Annotated in this window: 14 protein-coding genes and 1 other annotated feature; of the genes, 13 read left to right on the top strand and 1 reads right to left on the bottom strand. The window is 29.4% G+C overall.

The window, feature by feature from the left end; all coding sequences use genetic code 11:
* Positions 1–21 precede the first annotated feature (21 nt).
* The 10 genes from AXY43_RS04230 (at position 22) to thrS (ending at position 12,383) form a co-directional block, all read left to right on the top strand.
* Positions 22–696, top strand: coding sequence for an HD domain-containing protein (locus tag AXY43_RS04230; protein ID WP_105411062.1), 675 nt, complete (start codon positions 22–24; stop codon positions 694–696).
* Between the two features lie 181 nt (positions 697–877).
* Positions 878–1,636, top strand: a complete 759-nt coding sequence (locus AXY43_RS04225; RefSeq protein ID WP_105411061.1) for a DUF4304 domain-containing protein — start codon at positions 878–880, stop codon at positions 1,634–1,636.
* A gap of 289 nt (positions 1,637–1,925) precedes the next feature.
* Positions 1,926–2,555, top strand: a complete 630-nt coding sequence (locus AXY43_RS04220; protein ID WP_105411060.1) for a site-2 protease family protein — start codon at positions 1,926–1,928, stop codon at positions 2,553–2,555.
* A gap of 228 nt (positions 2,556–2,783) precedes the next feature.
* Positions 2,784–3,713, top strand: coding sequence for a tyrosine-type recombinase/integrase (locus AXY43_RS04215; RefSeq protein ID WP_236897329.1), 930 nt, complete (start codon positions 2,784–2,786; stop codon positions 3,711–3,713).
* 4 nt (positions 3,714–3,717) lie between these two features.
* Positions 3,718–4,872 carry an IS91 family transposase gene (locus AXY43_RS04210; RefSeq protein WP_105411058.1) on the top strand — a complete coding sequence of 385 codons (1,155 nt, stop codon included), beginning with the start codon at positions 3,718–3,720 and terminating at the stop codon, positions 4,870–4,872.
* Positions 4,873–5,298: 426 nt separating this feature from the next.
* Positions 5,299–6,195: a GNAT family N-acetyltransferase gene (locus tag AXY43_RS04205; RefSeq protein WP_077831769.1), complete on the top strand. Its 897-nt coding sequence runs from the start codon at positions 5,299–5,301 to the stop codon at positions 6,193–6,195.
* 50 nt (positions 6,196–6,245) lie between these two features.
* Positions 6,246–6,512 carry a hypothetical protein gene (locus AXY43_RS04200; protein ID WP_105411057.1) on the top strand — a complete coding sequence of 89 codons (267 nt, stop codon included), beginning with the start codon at positions 6,246–6,248 and terminating at the stop codon, positions 6,510–6,512.
* A gap of 325 nt (positions 6,513–6,837) precedes the next feature.
* A complete protein-coding gene (locus tag AXY43_RS04195) occupies positions 6,838–7,980 on the top strand; it encodes a leucine-rich repeat domain-containing protein (protein ID WP_105411056.1) in 1,143 nt (380 codons plus the stop codon).
* A gap of 430 nt (positions 7,981–8,410) precedes the next feature.
* Positions 8,411–9,325 carry a class I SAM-dependent methyltransferase gene (locus AXY43_RS04190; protein ID WP_105411055.1) on the top strand — a complete coding sequence of 305 codons (915 nt, stop codon included), beginning with the start codon at positions 8,411–8,413 and terminating at the stop codon, positions 9,323–9,325.
* Positions 9,326–10,102: 777 nt separating this feature from the next.
* Positions 10,103–10,333, top strand: a binding site (T-box leader).
* A gap of 142 nt (positions 10,334–10,475) precedes the next feature.
* The gene (thrS, locus tag AXY43_RS04185) at positions 10,476–12,383 is read left to right on the top strand and encodes a threonine--tRNA ligase (RefSeq protein ID WP_077868770.1); all 1,908 of its coding nucleotides are present in this window, start codon (positions 10,476–10,478) and stop codon (positions 12,381–12,383) included.
* Between the two features lie 287 nt (positions 12,384–12,670).
* Here thrS and AXY43_RS04180 read toward each other — a convergent pair whose 3' ends face one another.
* The gene (locus AXY43_RS04180) at positions 12,671–12,901 is read right to left on the bottom strand and encodes a DUF4318 domain-containing protein (protein WP_039773543.1); all 231 of its coding nucleotides are present in this window, start codon (positions 12,899–12,901) and stop codon (positions 12,671–12,673) included.
* A gap of 633 nt (positions 12,902–13,534) precedes the next feature.
* Between AXY43_RS04180 and AXY43_RS04175 the strand changes: the two genes are divergently transcribed.
* The 3 genes from AXY43_RS04175 to AXY43_RS04165 all read left to right on the top strand — a co-directional run bounded on the left by AXY43_RS04175 (position 13,535) and on the right by AXY43_RS04165 (position 21,328).
* Complete coding sequence (locus AXY43_RS04175; protein ID WP_105411054.1) at positions 13,535–14,152, top strand: hypothetical protein; 618 nt, start codon at positions 13,535–13,537, stop codon at positions 14,150–14,152.
* Positions 14,153–14,503: 351 nt separating this feature from the next.
* Positions 14,504–18,844, top strand: coding sequence for a DNA polymerase III subunit alpha (gene polC / locus AXY43_RS04170; protein ID WP_105411053.1), 4,341 nt, complete (start codon positions 14,504–14,506; stop codon positions 18,842–18,844).
* A 1,629-nt stretch (positions 18,845–20,473) separates the two neighbouring features.
* The gene (locus AXY43_RS04165; RefSeq protein WP_039773548.1) at positions 20,474–21,328 is read left to right on the top strand and encodes a zinc ribbon domain-containing protein; all 855 of its coding nucleotides are present in this window, start codon (positions 20,474–20,476) and stop codon (positions 21,326–21,328) included.
* The last annotated feature ends 19 nt before the right edge of the window (positions 21,329–21,347 follow it).

The following is a 21,347-nucleotide window of genomic DNA, read 5'->3' as shown; positions in this document are numbered from 1 at the left end:
ATAAGTAGGGGGCTAATGTATATGGATACCGAAATGAAACATAAAAAAATTATAGAAATTGTTCAAGACAAATTAACTTGTTCAGCACACAACTTAGACCATGTATTTAGAGTTTATAATCTTTGCTTATTAATTGCACAACATGAAAAAGATATTGATTTAGAAATACTTATTCCATCCGCATTATTACATGATATTGCACGAGTAGAAGAGAGCCAAGATAAAACAGGAGAAATTGACCATGCAGTTTTAGGAAGTGTGATTGCGGAGGATATATTAAGAACTTTAGAATATGAGGAAGAAAAAATCGAGAAAATAAAGCACTGTATTATAACACATAGATTTAGAACAGGAAATGAACCTAATACAATGGAAGCAAAAATACTTTTTGATTCAGATAAGCTTGATGTTATAGGGGCAAGCGGAATTGCTCGCACTTTTATGTTAGCAGGGCAATTTGGACAAAGACTAACAGTAAATGAATCCTTAGATGAATATCTTGAAGGCAATACAGTTGAAAATGGAAGATTGAAAGATGTTTCAAAACATACACCTTTTATTGAGTACGAAGTAAAATTCAAAAAAATCCCCGATAAATTGTATACAGATAAAGCAAAAGAAATTGGAAAAGAAAGATTAAAATTTATGGATGAATATTTCAATAGATTAAAGTCAGAAATAGAGGGTATTAAATAAAATAAATACATAATATTCTTAAATTATGTATCAATAAAATTAAATAACAGATCGTAAATCGCATTATTCAATAGTTGGAATTTACGATTTTTTTTTGCTACGCAATACTAAGATAAAACGTAATAGTAAGTTATTGTTCAACAAAGTCAATGTATATACTTTAGATGGAGAGTGATTAAATATGGATAATTTTTCTTATGGCAGCCCTTATCTTGACAGTCTTTCTGAAAAGTATAATTATGCACAAATGCTCCATGAAACCTTTGATAATGTTATTGTACCAGGTTTTAAAGAGAAAGGGTTCAGAAAAAATGGAAAGACTTTTTATCGTAAGCGTGATGGTCTTACAGAAGTATGTAATGTTAAATTTTCAAGAGACAATAGTAGAGTTCATGCTAGGTTTTGGTTACAGGTATGTATCGCTATACCTTCATTTTACGATTCTATAGGTAAAAAGTATGATAAGAAATGGGAGGCAACAATATTTAATATAGAATCTGATTCACTTATTGGATGGGAAAATGGTTTGAGTAATTTTCATTACCCACCATATATGTTAGATTTATGGAACAGCAGATTGATTGCAGTTTCCCTAACTGAGACTAGAAAAGATGAAAAAGAGGAGTTATTAAAAGAGAAACTAGATAGCAGATATAATAAGCAGACTGGTGAAGGATTCAACGAGGTTGTTGCTTCTGATATTGAAAATGTAATAATTAAATTTTTTAATACAATTCCAAGTGCTGAAAAATTATTAGAGCATATTAATAATGATGAACCTAACACTTGTGCTGATGAAGCAATGATGTATGAGGTGGCATACCTTTATTACAATTATGGAGAGCAGGAAAAAGCCAAAGAAATATTAAAAAGAATTCAGAATGGTTTCTTGAAAGACAGAATTCAGAAGTTTGTAAATTATGCGGGGATTATCTTATAGACTGTTATTATTAATAAAAATACATAAGGTTAAAATTAATTAGTTTCTACCCTTAATCCGCAACTTTCATTAGTTATGTATCAATAAAATTAAATAGTAAATTGTAAAATCGTATTATTCAAGAGATTGAATTTACGATTTTTTTAGTGCACAATTTGTAGAATTGACGTAACAACTAATAAAAAATATTCTTTGAAAATTTAATAATATGATGTTTACAAAATGTGTTATACTTTAGATATAATGGAATTTAATAGCAACTAAAGTAATAAGTTTATAAGGAGTAAAAATGGAAAGATTTAAAAAGATTATTATATATGTAATTCCATGCATACTTGTGTATATAACTTCATGTTTAACAACTTTGTCACATGAATTAGGTCATTCAATCACAGCATATTTTTTTGATATTAAAAACAATCCATTTGATCTTAATTATAGTACAAAAATTTTTATGTTTGGAATAAGTGAAAATGTTGATTATAATAAGGTGTCAAAATTAATACAATATAAAGCAATATTAATATCAGCAGCAGGTTTGATTGTAAATTTTATTTTTGCTGTAAGTATAATCATATTGTTAATATTCTTTTACAGAAATCTCAACAAGTTTATATGTTATGTTTTATACTTGTTTTTATTTTGGAATACAAATGAATTCTTTAATTATTTTATAATCCGTAATATATTCTTAAGGGGCGATGTTGCTAATATTGTAACTTATGGGATACCTCATATTTATGTATTGATATTTGGAGTATGGTTTTCCTTAATTTTAGTTTACTTTTTATTTTTAAAGGTTAAGAAGAATTTATTTAAGATATTTAACTTGACCCAAAATCAATGCGTAAAGTTTACGAAAATAATAGTATTAAGTTTTGTGATATGCCAAATTTTAACATTATATAATTATAGTTAATGCAAACATTAATTAGAAATCTGATAGTTAAACTTGATTTGTTTACAAATAGACGTATATTGTTAATACACTATTTTTTCTTAAGTCATGAATCAAAAAGAATAAATAACAAATTGTAAAATCGTATTGTTCAAGAAATGAATTTACGATTTTTTTAATGCGTAATTCTACTATAGAACTAAATCGCTAAAAGCGCCGGCTTGGTTTGGCGATTAAATCAAAGTTTATATGGAAAAAATAAGAAGTGAAGTTCTTTCTCAAGGAACTTCACTTCTCACATTTTACACGCCTTTTAAAAGGAGTGATAAAATGTATCAAAAAATCGAAAAAATGATTAATGATTTAGAATTACGCGGACATAGTGAAAAAACTATAAAAAACATGGTTTGCACTATGAATGCTTTTTCTAGGTATTATAACAAGCCGCCTGAATTACTAGGTGAGCCTGAAATCATTAATTATTTAGAGTATTGCATAAAAAGGAAAAAATTATGCAGAGGAACTGTAAATTATATTAATAGTACTCTAAAATTCTTTTATGTTGTGACACTTGAAGGATCATGGAGTGATTTAAGAGTTCCAAGACTTAGATATGATAAGAAGTTACCTAAATATTTAACAAAAGAAGAAGTAAAACTTCTATTGGAATCTACTACTTATTTAAAACATAGAGCAATATTATCAACTATATATTCTGCCGGCTTACGCGTTAGCGAAGTTATAAACTTAAGAATATCTGATATTATGAGTAAAGAAATGAAAATCAGAGTTAGAAACGGTAAGAGGAATAAAGAAAGATATACTTTGTTATCTCAAAAGAATTTAGAGTTGCTAAGGGTATATTGGAAGAAGTTTGGTCATAGAAATTATTCTCCAGATGACTATTTATTTATATCTAGACTAACAAAAACTAAGTTAACTAGTCGAGGTGTACAAATGGCTATGGATAAAGCAATGAAAAAAGCTGGAATGACTAAAAAGGCAACCATTCATACTTTAAGGCATTCTTTTGCTACACATTTGATGAATGATGGTATTGAACTCGCCAATATTCAAACTTTGATGGGACATTCTAATATTAAAACAACTTCAATATATCTACATGTAAAAGATTATCAGCTATTGAATATAAAAAGTCCATTAGATACATTGGATTAGGTTTATGAATTCACTTCAAGATATCATTAAGTTACACGGCGAATCGTACACAAAATCAAAGAAACTACCATCCAATATTTTAAAAGCACTATATTCTATTAAGGATTGTAGAACTGCTGCGCTTGGCGGCCATGTATATGAGTGTGATGAATGCGGAGATACTATGATTTCATATAATTCATGTAGAAATAGGCACTGTCCTAAATGTCAGACTTATGCAAAAGAGTTATGGATTTATGAAAGAAGCAAAGCTTTATTGCCAACTCATTATTTTCATATTGTTTTTACAATTCCAGAACAGTTAAATTCATTAATAATCTTTAATCAAAAAGAAATATACTCTATTCTTTTTACTTCTGTTTCCGAGACTTTGCTAGAATTAGCAAAGGATAAAAAATACTTAAGTTCGAATATTGGATTTACAACAATATTGCATACTTGGGGACAAAATTTAATGTTTCATCCACATATTCATTGTATAGTACCAGGTGGTGGATTAAGCCTTGATAGCACAAAATGGATAAGATCGAAAAAGAAATTTTTCATTCCAGTAAAAGTTTTATCAAGAAAGTTTAGAGGAAAATTTATCTATCATTTAAATGAACTTTATCTAAAGAATAAACTTAAATTTCCTAGAAACATAAGTGAGTTATCATCAAGGAATATATTTGGTTCATTTAAAGATGATTTATATAAAAAAGAATGGATTGTTTATAGTAAAGCACCTTTCAGTAGTGCCGAGTATGTGCTTCAATATTTAGGTAGATATACTCATAGAGTTGCTATATCAGATAACAGAATTATAAAAGTTGATAATGAAAAAGTAGTATTTAAATGGAGAGATTACAAAGATAAAAATAAGGAAAAAGTAATGTCTTTAAAACCAGCAGAATTTATAAGACGTTTTACTATGCATATCTTACCAGATAGATTTGTGAAAATAAGACATTATGGTATTTTAGCCAACAGAAATAAAAATCTAAAGTTTAAGCGATGCATAGAAATATTTAGAATAAAACCAAAAGAAGTAGAAATATTATCGACAGCGGAGCTATTCTTTAAATTAACTGGAATTAGAATAGGTAAGTGTAAAAATTGTGAGAAGGGAAATTTAATAAAGATAGGTAAGATAATGCCTCGGAGTGATTCATCACCTTAGATTAAGGTAAAAGTGAATAAATACTTAAGCATGGGGAGGGGGAATCTATGTTCAAAAATAAAATAACTATATATTTTTGTGGAGTAAAGTCTTAAAATATTAATATATACATGAAGATTATGGAATTTAAGGTGAGTTGTGAATTATTGAATCCCCATACGGGGCGGTCTGCTTTTAGCGACTTCGTTCTATAAATTGATTGCGATATTGAGATGTGCATATTTAAAATACAGCTATAAAATTAAGTATAGATTTATTTTAATTATGTGCTATTTTTAGGTCTCAACATCGCAATCAACACAACTCAAATTGTGTAGTAGACAGATTATAATTTCTCGGTGCATACCCATTTTTGAAAGTCGACTTGACAAAAAAATAAAAACGAGATAATATAGTTGATAGTATCAATTAATTTGGAGGCGCGGTATGAATAAAGAGGAAGTAATTAGAAAAGAGATAAGATTAATTGTAAGAGAATTGGGTTTATTAAATTACAATTGCTTTAATTCAGGCTTGACACTTGCACAAGCACACATATTAAACTACCTAAGGCAAAACGGAAAGACTCCTTTTAATGAATTGTTGATAAACCTGGGTATTGATAAGGCTTCACTTAGTAGAATAGTTAGTAATATGGAAGCAAAAAATTACTTAGAATTGAAAAAGTCTGAAAGTGATAAGAGAATGAGAGATATTTGCCTTTTACCATTGGGTTTGACAACTATTAATGATGGGGATTATAAAGCAAATACATTTATGAATGAAATTTTAGATTTAGGAGATAGCGAGGATATAGACAATATTGTTAGGGCATTTAAAGTATTTCGTATTCTTGCATTAAAAAACAATCTTAGAAAGAATGATTCTAGAATTTTGATTGAAAAAATTTCAGAAAATTATATGGATGATGCAATAAAATTAGCAACAGAAGTATTTTTTAATGAGCAGGGTATCCCAGTAGAATCGATTGCAATTGATGCTAATTTAAAACCAATCTGGTGGTGTGCAAGAGTAGGTGAAGACGTTATTGGGGTTGTTGCAACATGGAAAGAAAAAGATAAATGGAAATGGGGAAGATTTGCTATTGATAAGAGACTGCGAGGTTTAGGTCTTGGTCAAAAAATGGCTATCCATTCATTAAAAGAGATTTTTAGACAATATACGGACGAGTTATATATTGAAGCAAGAGAAGTAACCGTAAATATGCTAATAAAATTTGGATGCAAAGTTATTGGAGAAACAGAAGATTTTTATGGCGAGCCCATAACACCAATAGTATTAAATAAAGAATTGTTTGATGAACATTTGAAAAGTTATATCTAACTTATAAAATTATTGGAAATAGAATAAAAATAAGAATAGAGGTGTTTTATATGAAAACAGAAAAAATTATACTTACTCTTGTTTTAGTTGTTATTTGTATTTTGATAACACAGATTTTTCTTGCTATGGCAGTTCTCATGCTTTGTGAAAATACTAATAGCAGAATAGAAATTTTTGCATATGTTTCAAGTGTGGCGCCTGGAATTATCTTAGGTTTATTTTTAGGTAAGCTATTTGAATTATTAACAGGAAGAAACTTTGGAAAAATGTATTACAGATTCTATTCTTTTGATAATGATAATAAAAATGTAGATTAAAATTCAATTAAATTTAGATATATAAGTGTGCTTTATTAATGTAGTGATATAGATATTAATTAGTTAGATAAATTCCAATTTATCGTTGAGGTAATTTGTAATGTTCTTATATCATGAATCAATAAAAATAAATAGCAAATTGTAAAATCGTATTATTCAAGAGATTGAATAATACGATTTTTTTTATGTGTTATAACACTAAAATACGTCTTTTATTGATCAATTTTCAATCGTTTGTAGAATAAATAATGAAAATATTGCCATAAATATGATATAATTATATATTGTTCCATTAAATACGATAAATTACATAGGGGGGTAAAGAATGAAAAGTTTGAGACTAATAAAAGTAATAGCGAGTTCATTATGTGTAGCTTCGTTATTAGCACTAAACCCAATAGGAGCGAGTGCAGAGTGGAAGAGCGATCCTAGAGGCTGGTGGTATACAGAAGGAAGTTCATGGGCTACAGGCTGGAGGCTAATTAATTCTAAATGGTATTATTTTGATTCTAAAGGCTACATGGCTAAAGATACAACAATTGATGGGTGTTATCTAAATGAAAGCGGTGCATGGACAGAACTTACAACAAGCGGAAACTTTAAATTTGATAAATCAACTGGAACAATAGTAGAATATACCGGTTCTGATAGCTCAGTCGTGATACCAAATAAAATTGATGGTACTGAGGTAAAACGTATAAGATTTACATCGGCATCTACCTGCAAAAACTTAACAAGCATAACAATACCAGACAGTACAACAGGTATAGAATCTATAGTATGTATGAATTGCAGTAACTTAACACACGTAGATATTCCAAGTAGTGTAAAACGTATAGATAGATATGCATTTAATGGATGTAGTAATTTACAAAGTATAACTATTCCAGATAGTGTGAAAATTATAAATGAATACGCCTTTAGTGGGTGTAAGAGTTTAAAAAGCATAATTATTCCAAATAGTGTGGAGTCTATTGGGCCTCAGTCATTTGCTGGATGTAGTGGTTTAACGACTTTAACCATTCCAAATAGTGTAACAAATATGGGGGATGCTATATTTAGGAATTGTATTAATTTAACAAACATAACAATTCCGGATAGTGTAAAAAGCATAGGCTATAGTGCATTTAGTGGTTGTAGCAGTTTAAGTAGCATAACAATACCAAATGGTATAACAATCATAAACGAGAATGAATTTCAAGGTTGTAGTAGTTTAACAAGCATAGTAATACCAAATGGTGTAACAAGTATACAAAGAAGTGCATTTGAAGGCTGCACAAATTTAACCAGCATAACTATTCCAAATAGTGTAACAAGCATAGCAACTCACCAAAAAATGCCTAATGGTATAGGAATTAATCCATTCTATGATTGTACAAATGCTACATTTTATGTAAAGAGTCAAACATTAAAACAGATTTTAATTAATTCTGGTGTAAGTGCAAGCAAAATCATAGTAAGTGCTTAGCCATAAATAATAAATCAAAAAAATAAATAGTTTTGTAGGGTAGTGCAAAAGCTACTCTATTTTTATAAGTAAAATCTATATCTTACCTTATTTTTTTATGTTTTTTCACAGTAAAGCTGACGCCACTAGATCTCCTTAGTATTTATTCAACAGTCTAATGATAATACAATTAATCCAGAAAAAATTAAACAAATATATTGCAAAAATAATTCTTCATAATAATTCTAAAAATATTAAAGGAATTTTAGCTGTAATTTTGAATTTAGAAAAATATTTTTATATATGAATACATTAAAAAACCGCCACTATAAATGTGACGTTTTGTAAATTGTTTATCTTTACTATATTTACAATACCATAAAACAATAAAAATGTCAATACTTGTAATTTGGTTGGTGAATTGGTATTAATTATTAGAGGTGATAATTTTATGGAACAAAAAAGTATGACTGCATTGATTAGTGCGTTTTCAAGAGCGTATCATTCTGTTAAAAACAAAGAGAAAGTTTTTGATGATTACTTAGCAAAGGATATTCTAACTCAAAATGAATATGAACAAATTTCAAGTAATATGTCAAAAGGAATTAAATTTTTCAACCCATCATTTGATGGTACACAAGATGAAGCGTTACGCTTTATCGTTGACAATCAGTTATCTCCAACTCCAATTGGTAGAGCAGCATTTACAGAAAAATCACTTGAAAATGCCGTAAAAATTGGTGCAAAACAATATTTGATTTTTGCCGCTGGGTATGACACCTTTGCATATCGTCAGCCTGACTGGGCAAGAAATATTCAGATATTTGAACTTGACCATCCTTTAACTGGTGAAGATAAGCAAAAGCGTATTCAAAAAGTAATGAAAGAAATACCTCCGAATTTACACTATATATCTATTGACTTTACAGAAAAGAATTGGGAAAGAAACATAATTAAATGCTCTCAATTTGAGCAAAGTAAAATAAGTTTTTGTAGTTTACTTGGCTTGAATTACTATTTAACTAAGAAAGATTTTGCATATGCAATTAATACTATTTCAAGCATTGTGCCGAAAGGTAGTAGCATTGTTTTTGATTATCAAGATGAAAACACATATACTTCTAAGGCAGGCGAAAGAGTTAAAAAGCAAATTGCACTAACTAATGCAACAAATGAAAAAATGCTTGCAAGTTATTCTTATTTAGAGTTGGAAAAACTATTGTCTGATAGTGATTTCTTAATTTATGAACATTTAACACCAGATGAAATAACGGAGCAGTATTTTAAAAAATATAATCAAGCGAATCCAGAACATCTTATAAGAGCATTTGATAATGTTAATTATTGCTTAGCAGTAAAAAAATAAAAGTGAAATTTAAGAAATAATTAATACGTTATTTTATTGAATTATGCATCAAATCTAAAACACATTATTCTAAACGGATGATGTGTTTTTTTTCAAAAAATAAAAAAGGAGAGAAGCTCATTAGTTGCACCCAAGATGCTAGCCTCAAAGGCAAGTGCTCATATTTTACAAAAGCATAAGTCTTATTTTTAGTTTGGATATGTTTGATAGTTTTTGTAATCAAAATATTTATGATTTTGATAAGTTACTACATAAATTTAGATTTAAAGTGGACATCTATATAGGGTTCCATATTGATAATAATACATATCAACTGTTTCAATTTCCTGAATAACAGCGATATTGAAATTTCATAAGTTTGAATATCATTGAGGAACCATATATATAAACATCTTAAGGATTAGACTTGTTAGATAAATATACTTACAAATTTGTTGGAACTTTAAGGTCTTATCTTTACCAGAAATTATAAATATATTTGTGGAGAAAACATTTGAAAATGAGCTGTTAAAGGTTCTTAGCGGTAGGTTGTTCCAGTTTAGCTTGTCAAACTGAAAGTTGGAGCATGCTAAACTGGATGCAACCTGCTGCCTAGAACCTTCAGCGATATTTTCATAGCTTTTCGGAATCAAATATTTATAATTTCGGCTTGTATATAACTGAGTTTATGGAAGCAAGAAAATTTTTGTGGTAAAAACTATTTACAAGATACTACAAAAGTGCTAGTATTTATTATTAATAAGAGCAAAGTGCACGTAACTCTTAAAAATTAAATATTTTCAGGCAATGAAAGGGAAAAGTATTATAGAGTACAGTTTTCAGAGAGGAAATGTCACCGACTGTAAGCATTTCTAAATATGACTATGAGAAAAACTACCCTGGAGCTATGGTTTATTAGCAGATTTTGTGAAATGCCATCGGTGAAAATCGTTAAAAATTTTAGAGAAGAATTGAGTTTATTTAATTCAATTTGGGTGGAACCACGGATATTATGCATTCGTCCCAAGGCTTGGGACGGGTGCTTTTTTTGTACAAAAATATATGAATTTAAAAAAGTATGAGACGCAATTTGGAATAAGTTGTGTTATCGATTATTAACCTATAGATATATCTAATGTTATAAAATCTTAAAGAAGGAGGTAACAAGTTTATGATAAATATAAAACTTAAAGATGGATCAATAAAAGAAATTGCAGATGAATCTAGTATTTATGATTTAGCAAATTCAATTAGTAAAAACTTAGCTAAAGTCGCAGTAGTGGGGGAAGTAAATGGGACATTAGTAGATTTAACTTACAAATTAAAAAATAATGATGAGGTAAATATTTTAACTTACGATGATGAAAAAGCAGTTGAAGTTATAAGACATTCTACTTCTCACGTTATGGCTCAAGCAGTTAAAAGAATTTATAAGGATTCAAAGCTTGCTATAGGACCTGCAATAAACAATGGTTTTTATTATGATTTTGATATTGAAAATTCATTATCCAATGAAGATTTAAATAAAATTGAAGCAGAAATGAATAAAATAATAAATGAAAATCTTAGCTTTGAAAGAATCGATATTTCTAGAGACGAAGCAATAAAATTAATGGAGGAAAAGGGAGAAACATATAAAGTAGAACTTATTAAGGATCTTCCTGAAGCTGAAAAGATATCTTTATATAAACAGGGCGATTATATAGACCTTTGCAGAGGGCCTCATATTCCATCAACAAAGTATATTAAGGCATTTAAACTATTAAGCGTTGCTGGAGCATATTGGAGAGGAAATGAAAAAAATAAGATGCTTCAAAGAGTTTATGGAGTTGCATTTTCTAGTAAGAAAGAATTAGAAGTGCATTTGCATAATTTAGAAGAAGCAAAGAAAAGGGATCATAGGAAATTAGGAAAAGAATTAAAATTATTTACTTTTGCAGAAGAAGGTCCAGGATTTCCATTTATGCTTCCTAAAGGAGTAATATTAAAAAATACCCTAATAGATTTTTGGAGAAAATTACATTACGAAGATGGTTATGTTGAAATTGAAACTCCAATAATGCTTAATAAGAAACTATGGGAGACTTCAGGGCATTGGTATCATTATAGAGAAAATATGTATACTTCAACAATTGATGAAGAAGAATTTGCTTTAAAGCCAATGAATTGCCCAGGTGGAATGTTAGTTTATAAATCAGAATCACATTCATATAGAGATTTTCCAATGAGAGTTGGAGAATTAGGACGAGTTCATAGACATGAGCTTTCTGGAGCACTCCATGGTCTTATGAGAGTAAGAGCATTCACACAAGACGATGCACATATATTTATGTTACCAGATCAAATAAAGTCAGAAATAAAAGGCGTTATTAATTTAATTGACAAGGTATATTCAAAATTTGGGTTTAAGTATAATTTAGAACTTTCTACAAGGCCAGAGGATTCAATGGGAAGTGATGAAGAATGGGAATTAGCAGAAAGCTCATTGAAAGGTGCCTTAGATGAATTAAATCTTGAATATAAAATAAATGAGGGTGACGGAGCTTTTTATGGGCCTAAAATAGATTTTCATCTTGAAGATAGCATAGGCAGAACTTGGCAATGTGGAACAATTCAGTTAGATTTTCAATTGCCTCAAAGGTTTGAATTAGAGTATGTAGGTAGTGATGGAGAAAGGCATAGACCAATAGTAATCCATAGAGTAGTATTTGGAAGTATAGAAAGATTTATAGGAATATTAATAGAACATTTTGCTGGAAAGTTTCCAACATGGCTTTCTCCAGTTCAGGTAAAAATACTTCCTATATCAAATAAATTTAATAGCTATTCAGAAAAGATTAAAGATAAATTAAGCTCAGAAGGTATAAGAGTTGAAATTGATCAGAAAGATGAAAAGATAGGTTACAAAATAAGAGAAGCCAGAAATGAAAGGGTTCCTTACATTATTATTGTTGGAGAAAAGGAAGAAGCAGAAAATAATATATCATTACGCAGCAGAAGTAATGGAGATGAGGGAACATTAAATTTAGAAGATTTAATAGAAAGAATAAATAATGAAGTTAAAAATAAAGCTCTATAATTAAGTAGAGATAATACTGAAATATTAAGATATTGAATTTAAGGAATAATTAAAGTAAACATCACTTTAATTATTCCTTTTAATATTTCTAATATAAAGCAACCTTCCATTTAGAAATTACTAGGGAAATCTTCTTAACATATAGGAACAAATATGCATTTAATTTCAGATAATATACACATAAATATAGTGTTAATTGTGTTTATGAAAACAAGATACTTTTAAATTCGGCTATTTTTTTATAATGTTGAAATATACTAAAAAATAATAGGGGAATTATCTACCTACTATTTTTCAAGGCACTTAATCATATACCCACCTCGAGCCATAGTGATTTCAGCAGAAAATAATCTATTCTCCAAATAGAATGTAACTGGCTTTTCGGTACTGACAAACTGGCACTTTTCTTTCGAACTTACACAATATTTTTCAATAGTATTGCAAATTGTCTGTGCAGATGGATAAGTTAAAGAATCATCCAAATCAACTAAAAAACTTTTTTTAGAGAGATTAAACATAGTGCTACATCCTTTCTTTTTATTGTTAATTATATGTTAGTTACCCATTCAACTAATTATAACATAATTAGCATAATATTACATTTGGTATGTCCTACATATATTGGTCTTCTTTAAAGAATATTTCATCTGATTCAACCATGCTATCAACGCCTATTTTCCCTAAAAATGTGCTAGTTCAAGGCTTGTTCTTTGAGGAATACGCATATGTTCAGGTTTTAGTCTGGTTATCTATGGATATTCAATTTGAGAATTATACTTATAGCTTGAAAAATCTGCTATATCAGAAAGGAAGGGTACTCTTTTGTGCAGTGTTACATTAGAGAATATGTTGCAGGCATTTCTTCATCATAAGTTGTTCTATTTTTGCTTGTCACGAGCTTGTCTCGGGAGCATGCTGAAATGGTGCAACTTATGATGTTAGAAAGCCTCAACTTATTCTCAGTAACCGAAACAACAGAGTGCCTGTCCTTTCGGTGAGTTATATGCATAATTTCAGGTCTAAGTTGTTTATCTATAGATACCTACATAAGAATTTAAAATATTATTTTAAATTTCTACAGTTTTTAATTTATTAAACAAGCAGTTATATATTATAATGTTATATATCACTTGATGAAGGAGAAGGAAAATATGTTTTTATTTGGCGGGAATAAATTAAAGGTAAGAAGCGAAGAAGATGAGGATGGAGTTAAAACTTTCGTGGAATACTATGGAATGAAGAAAAGCGATGAATTTAAAGTAAAGGTTTTAAATGAAATGATTGGAGAAAACCTTTGTTTAATAGTTTTAGACTCTAGAATGTTGTATTTTGGAAATCAAGTGGAGCATGAGGTTCCAGTTGAAGAAATAGTAGAGAATTTAGGAATTTCAAGAATAGCATATAAGAAGTTTGAAATAAAGAAGGTACCAGAAGTATCTATGTTTGGTATTAGCATAAAAAAGGGAACTAAAAAAACTGATAAAGATTATGTAATAGGATTTGTTGTAAATAAGTATAATTTTAAAAGAATTGAAGAATATGTAAATAGAATGAATCTATATTATTTCATAGATAACGCTGGACTTGGTGAAGAGGATTTATTGCAGAAGTTGAGTGAAAATTATGAAGAAATTGATGAAATGAGTAAGGAATTTTACTGTGAGATATTTAATAATAATTATATAAGTCAGTTAGTTATTTCATCAGAAAATGAGAACGCTATGGCAATAAAGGAAACGGTTGGCAGGTGCCATTCTGAGTTAAAATAAATAGTTTCACTCTAAGAAGAATGTATGCAAATTTTATTATTTATTAATTTGCCAGTGAATTCAACGTCTAATAGAATTAGCAAACATTCTTTTGCCTTGACAACACTATTAGATTATGGAATGATAATTAGATGTCGGAAAACTACTAATTGATTAATTATTTTACAAATGAAAAATTAGTTGAGATTAAAAAATGATATAAATATTATCTAGATTAAATATGAAGGAGGTATAGGAATACTTTTTTGATAGAATTATTTCTATGCGTTTTTTTGAAGCTTAACAAATTGCAAGTTTAATCTATATAATAGTAGCATACTGAAAATTTTTTAGAAAAGGTTAATGAGTAGTATGAAGAGAATAAATGAAGCTTTTAGTGATTATGAATCGGCTGGCAGCATAAATACTGCCGTTATACAATCCGTAGTCTTGCGTAAGAAAACTAAAGTGCTGGAAATGGAAATTAGTTCAGATAATTATATTGAACTAGGGGAAATTGAAAGTTTCAATAGTTTCATAAAAGATAAATTCGGATTAAATGATTCTAAAATTATTGTAAAGTATAGTGACGAGGTTGAAATAAGGCCTATAGAAAAAGAATTGAAAAATATCGTATATTCCTTATCTATGAAGTATCCTGCATTAAAGGCAGCGGTTAATAATAGTGACTATGAAATAGAAGGAAATACTATAAATTTTAATTTTAAAATTCCTGTAGCAGGTTTTTTAAAAACCATGGAATATGATAAGCAAATTAATAAAGCTATAAAGCATATGTACGGGAAACATTATAATATCAACTTTATTGACCAAATAGATAGCGAAGAATTAGTGAAAATTGCAGAAGATAAACGTGCTAATGAGATGAAAGTTATTAAAGAAATAAAAATTAACCAAAGCAATAATCCTCCTGAAGTACCTAAAGCTGAAGAAGGTAAGCCAGAGGTAAAAGCTGAGGGTGATGGCAAAAAGGCAAGTAATCCATTCTTGATTTTAGGGCGAAATGCTAATATTAAGGAAAACATAATTAAAATTAATGATATAACGCCTGATGAGGGAAGAGTAGCTTTAGAGGGTGAAATATCTAATTTAGAAGCAAAAGAATTAAGAAGTGGAAAGATGTTAATCTCCTTTGATTTATATGATGGATCAAATTCAATGACTTGCAAGATTTTTGCAAAGCCTACTGAGTATGATGAAGTATTTTCTAGAATAAAAAAGGCCAAGGGGCTTAGACTTGCTGGAAATGCAGGATATAGTAATTTCTCTCATGAAGTTGAACTTATTGCTAACACTGTTATTGAAACAAATGGAATAAAGAAGTATAAGAGACAGGATAATTCTGAGGTCAAGAGAGTAGAGCTTCACATGCATACTCAAATGAGCCAGATGGATGCCATGTCTAGCGCTAGTGATTTAATTAAGAGAGCTATGAGCTGGGGAATGAAGTCTATTGCTATAACTGATCATGGAGTGGTTCAGTCATTTCCAGAAGCACATAAATTGCTTGGAAGAGATAATCCAGATATGAAGGTCATATATGGAGTTGAAGCCTACCTAGCACCTGATAAAAAGCCATCTGTAACAAATGTTAGGGAAGAAAGTATTGATACAGTATACTGTGTTCTTGATTTAGAAACTACAGGTTTTTCTCCTCAGACAGAAAAGATTACTGAAATAGGAGTAATGAAAATTAAGGATGGCAAGGTTATAGATAAGTTCAGTACTTTTGTAAACCCTCAAAAGTCAATTCCTATGAGAGTTGTAGAGGTTACAAAGATAACTGATGATATGGTAAAAAATGCAGAAACTATTGATAAAGTTTTCCCTAAATTGCTTGAATTTATTGAAGGAAGTGTTTTAGTTGCCCACAATGCTGACTTTGATATTGGATTCTTAAAGCATAATGCGAAAGTTTTAGGCTATGAGTTTGATTTTACCTATATAGATACTTTAGGATTAGCGCAAGATGTATTCCCTGATTATAAATCTTATAAGCTAGGAAGAATTGCTAAGAATCTTGGAATAAAGGTTGAAGTTGCCCATAGAGCTTTAGATGATGTTGATACAACTGTTAAGGTATTTAACATAATGATTGAAAAGCTAAAAGAAAGAGGTGCACAAACTCTATCAGATATAGATTTATATGCAGCTGATGAAGAAGCTAAGAAAGTAGCATATAAAAAGGTTAAAACTCATCATGCAATAATACTAGCAAAAAATTACGTGGGGTTAAAGAACTTATATAAATTGGTATCATATTCTCATTTAGATTATTTTTATAAAAAGCCACGTATATTAAAGAGCATGTTTAAGAAATATTCTGAAGGTTTAATTATTGGAAGTGCTTGTAGTGAAGGGGAATTATATCAAGCGATACTTCTTGGAAAACCAGAAGAACAAATTGAGGAAATTGCTAATTTCTATGATTACTTAGAAATTCAGCCTTTAGGAAATAATGATTACTTAGTAAGACAGGAGCAAGTTCCAAGTAAAGAATATTTAAAAGAAATTAATAAAAAGATCGTAGAACTTGCAGAAAGATTAGGTAAGCCTGTAGTGGCTACTGGAGATGTTCACTTCCTAGATCCTGAAGATGAAATATACAGACGTATATTAGAAGCAGGACAGGGATTTAAGGATGCAGATAATCAAGCGCCATTATATTTAAGAACTACTGAAGAAATGCTTGATGAATTCTCTTATTTAGGAAGAACAAAAGCTTATGAAGTTGTAGTTACAAATACTAATATAGTAGCAGATATGTGTGAGCAAATAAGCCCAATTTCTCCTGAAAAATGTCCACCACATATAGAAGGCTGTGAGCAGACAATAAAAGATATAGCTTATGAAAAAGCCCATGAACTTTATGGAGATCCACTTCCAGAAATAGTTCAGGCGAGACTTGATAAAGAGCTGGATTCTATTATAAAAAATGGATTCTCAGTAATGTATATTATTGCTCAGAAGCTGGTATGGAAATCAAATGAAGATGGATACTTAGTAGGTTCCAGAGGATCTGTTGGTTCATCCTTCGTTGCAAATATGACTGGTATAACAGAAGTAAATGCGCTTCCACCTCATTATAGATGTCCTAAATGTAAGTATTCAGATTTTGAAGATTATGGAGTTTTAAACGGCTTTGACTTACCAGATAAAGTATGTCCTGTTTGTGGAGAAAAGCTTCATAAAGATGGAATAGATATACCATTTGAAACATTCCTAGGCTTTAATGGAGATAAAGAACCAGATATAGATTTAAACTTCTCAGGAGAATATCAGGCAAAAGCCCATAGATATACAGAAGTTATCTTTGGAAAGGGAACAACATTTAAAGCAGGGACTATAGGTACTATAGCAGAAAAAACAGCGTTTGGTTATGTTAAAAAATATTATGAAGAAAAGAATCTTCCAATAAACAAGGCCGAAACAATGAGAATTTCAGTAGGGTGTACTGGTATAAAGAGAACTACAGGTCAGCATCCAGGTGGAATTATAGTTGTACCAAAGGGAAGAGAAATATTTGAGTTCTGCCCTGTGCAGCATCCAGCTGATGACGCTAATTCTGATATTATAACAACACATTTTGATTATCACTCTATTGACCAAAATCTATTGAAGCTTGATATACTAGGGCACGATGACCCGACAGTTATAAGAATGCTTCAAGATATAACAGGGGTTGATCCACATGAGATTCCTATGGATGACAAGGATACTATGTCCCTATTCTTCTCAACAAAGGCTCTTGGGGTAACTCCAAATCAGATAAATTCAGAGGTAGGAACCTTTGGAATTCCTGAGTTTGGTACTAAGTTCGTAAGAGGAATGCTTGTGGATACAAAACCAAAGACTTTCTCAGACTTATTATGTATATCAGGACTTTCACATGGTACAGATGTATGGCTTGGAAATGCTAAGGACTTAATTGATAATGGAGTAATTACCAGCATAAGTGATGCGGTATGTACCAGAGATGATATCATGGTTTACTTAATTAGAAAAGGACTTCCACCTAATACCGCATTTAAAATAATGGAAACTGTTCGTAAAGGTAAAGCCTTAAAAGAACCTAAATTTCCAGAATATGAAGCTATGATGAGAGAACATGATGTGCCAGAATGGTATATAGAGTCTTGTAAAAAGATAAAATACATGTTCCCTAAAGCCCATGCAGCAGCTTATGTAATGATGGCATTTAGAATAGCATGGTTTAAAGTTCATATACCTCAGGCTTATTATGCAACATACTTTACTATAAGAGCAAAAGCCTTTGATGCAGAATTTATGATCTTTGGAAAAGAAAAGGTTAAAGCAAAGATGCAGGAAATTCAGGCTCTTGGAAATGATGCTGGTCCTAAAGATAAGGATATGTATGATGACCTTGAAATAGTTTTGGAAATGTATGAAAGAGGATTTAAATTCCTTCCAATTGATTTATATAAATCTAGTGCTACAAAATTCCAGCTAGAAGAAGATGGGATAAGACCACCAATAAACAGTATAGCAGGTATGGGAAATGTAGCGGCAGAAGGTATAGCAAGTGCTGCAAAGGAAAAGGAATTTAATTCTGTAGATGATGTAAAGAAACGTTCTAAGATTGGTAATGCTGCCATAGAGCTTCTTAGAAAATTTGATTGTTTAAATGGCCTTCCAGAAAGTGATCAAATGAGCTTCTTTGACGCAGTATAGATTATAATTCATACTCAACCGAAAGAGAGAATACTCTGTTTTTCGATTGCTAGAGAATAAAAGCTGATGATTTCTAACATTAGAAGTTGTACCAATTACTGTTTGTTCCCAATATAAAATTGTGACAAACAATAATTGAACAACTTCTAATGAAGAAATCTTACATCTTTATTCTCAATGCAATACTACAAAAAAGAGTAATCTCTCTTTCTAGTATGGGCTAAATTATAAGTGAAATTTAGATTGTCTAGTGAATTTGTACTTTTATTAGTATTTTAAAATTTGAACTAGCACATTTGGAACAACTTTTAATCTAAGAATCAGAACCATCAAATTCCTAATGAAACATTTCATATTATGACCCTTGTGGTTACAAAAGCATAATTCTTATTTCTAGTTAGGATATGTTTTATAGTGTAGATCTAACTTATAATTGGTTTATCTATAGTTTATAGCCAATCGAAAGGGATAATACTATGTTGTTTCGGTTGCTGGAGAATAAAAGCTGATGATTTCTAACATTAGAAGTTGTACCAATTACTGTTTGTTCCCAATATAAAATTGTGACAAACAATAATTGAACAACTTCTAATGAAGAAATCTTACATCTTTATTCTCAATGCAATGCTACAAAAAAGAGTAATCTCTCTTTCTAGTATGGTCTAAATTATAAGTAGAATTTAGGTTTTCTAGTGAATTTGTACTTTTATTTTATTAATATTTTAAAATTTGAACTTAAAAATTTATATAAAAAATAATATGAAAAAACACAGCCTACTGAGCATTGATGTAGGCTGTGTTTTTTTTTATATATTTGCTGTTAACTTAGTTATTATATATTTAAGTAACATAGATTATTTTCCATTATCTGTTGAGCCAACTTGATTGTTGCCTTTATCACGATTATTCTTGCCTTTCATCTTATCAACATTGCTCTTGTCATTCTTATTTCTGTTGTATTGAGAAGATCCCATTTTATATCACCACCTTACTTTTTATTTATTATTCGCGGAAAGAGTTTGTGATATTCATATTGAGATCAGTTTTTGTAATTATATTCACTTCCAGAGCTGGTAAACTCAATAAAGTCATCTGATAGTATGTCGCTTATCAGCCATGTGCTCCCAAGAAATATTTTACTTGAAGACGATACTATTAAACTCACTTCTTTTATAAATTGAGTTTGCAAAACAATTTGACACTAGAAATGGCGGTTTTTATTATTTCTAAAGTGCTTATAAATTTAAATTGATATTTAAGTGAATTGGATTTTTATTACAAGCTATATAGTGCCTAAATATTTTAGGATTGGGAGTTGAGTATATGGATTAAAAAGAAATTAAAATAAATAGCAGAATGAAAAGGACACAATAAAAATAGATGTGTGGGAAGTATTTGAAATCTAAGCAAGAATAAATTGGAAAGGGAAACATGATATGGTAGATTTTATTCAAAAAAGTATAGAAAATTGGATATGATGAATAAAAGCATGCAATTAATGTTTGCAGTTCCATTATGTGGGGTGCTATAATTACTTAGTATCGATATTATAAATATAGTAAATGGCATAGTTTGTTTTTAGTGCATAACTAATTATGTATTAGCAGATATGCAAACGGAGGGGTAATAATGTTTTGTAAAAATTGTGGAAGTGAAATTTTAGATGGAGATAGGTTTTGTGGATCTTGTGGATGCCAACAATTTGAAAATGATATGCGAAAAGAAACATTCACAACAGTAAAACCAATTGATAGTGGAATAATAAAAGTATTTAAAAATTACTTTATTAAACCAGTATCTTTTTTTAGTGAGTTAAAAGATGAAGAGTTATTAAAATCATCAATTGCTTTACTTTTAGGACTACCTATTATTCAGGGATTATTAAATATTTTATATGTTTCAGCTATTATTAATTCAATATTCAGTATGGTAAAAAAGTTACCTACGATTTTAGCAAGTGCAAAAATAATATCAGAGCAAGAAGCTTTGAAAGCATCACAACAACTTATGATGTCTAATGAAATATTGGATGCCAAAAATAAAATTAATGCATTTATTGACAATAAGGATATATTTATAAATGGCTTTATTCAAGTATTTGTAATAATTATTTTGACAGCTATAATATTAGCAATATTAAATGCAATAGTATTGAAGAGTAAGATAAAACCAACAGATATACTATTTATATCAACTTCATCATATATACCATTAGTAATTTCAATGGCATTAGCAAGTATAGTTACGTTAGTTAGCATTATTTTTGGATTACTTATAATTGGATCAGGGTATATATTATCATTTATTACTTTGTATAGCGGAATAAAACAAATTAGCGAAGAAAAAAATGATAAGGTATTTATAATAATGATAATATTATTCATTTCATGTTCTGCTATATTAGCATTATTTATTACAAGTCAAATAGAATCATCGTTGATATCAACAATTAATATATTTAATTCTTTTAAAAATATCATTTAAGAATTAAGTATATAAATAA

The organism is Clostridium sp. MF28 (assembly GCF_002969175.1).
Classification (GTDB): Bacteria; Bacillota; Clostridia; order Clostridiales; family Clostridiaceae; genus Clostridium; species Clostridium beijerinckii.
Note: the sequence above shows the minus strand (reverse complement) of the source record. Positions and strands in the feature narration are given on the sequence as shown.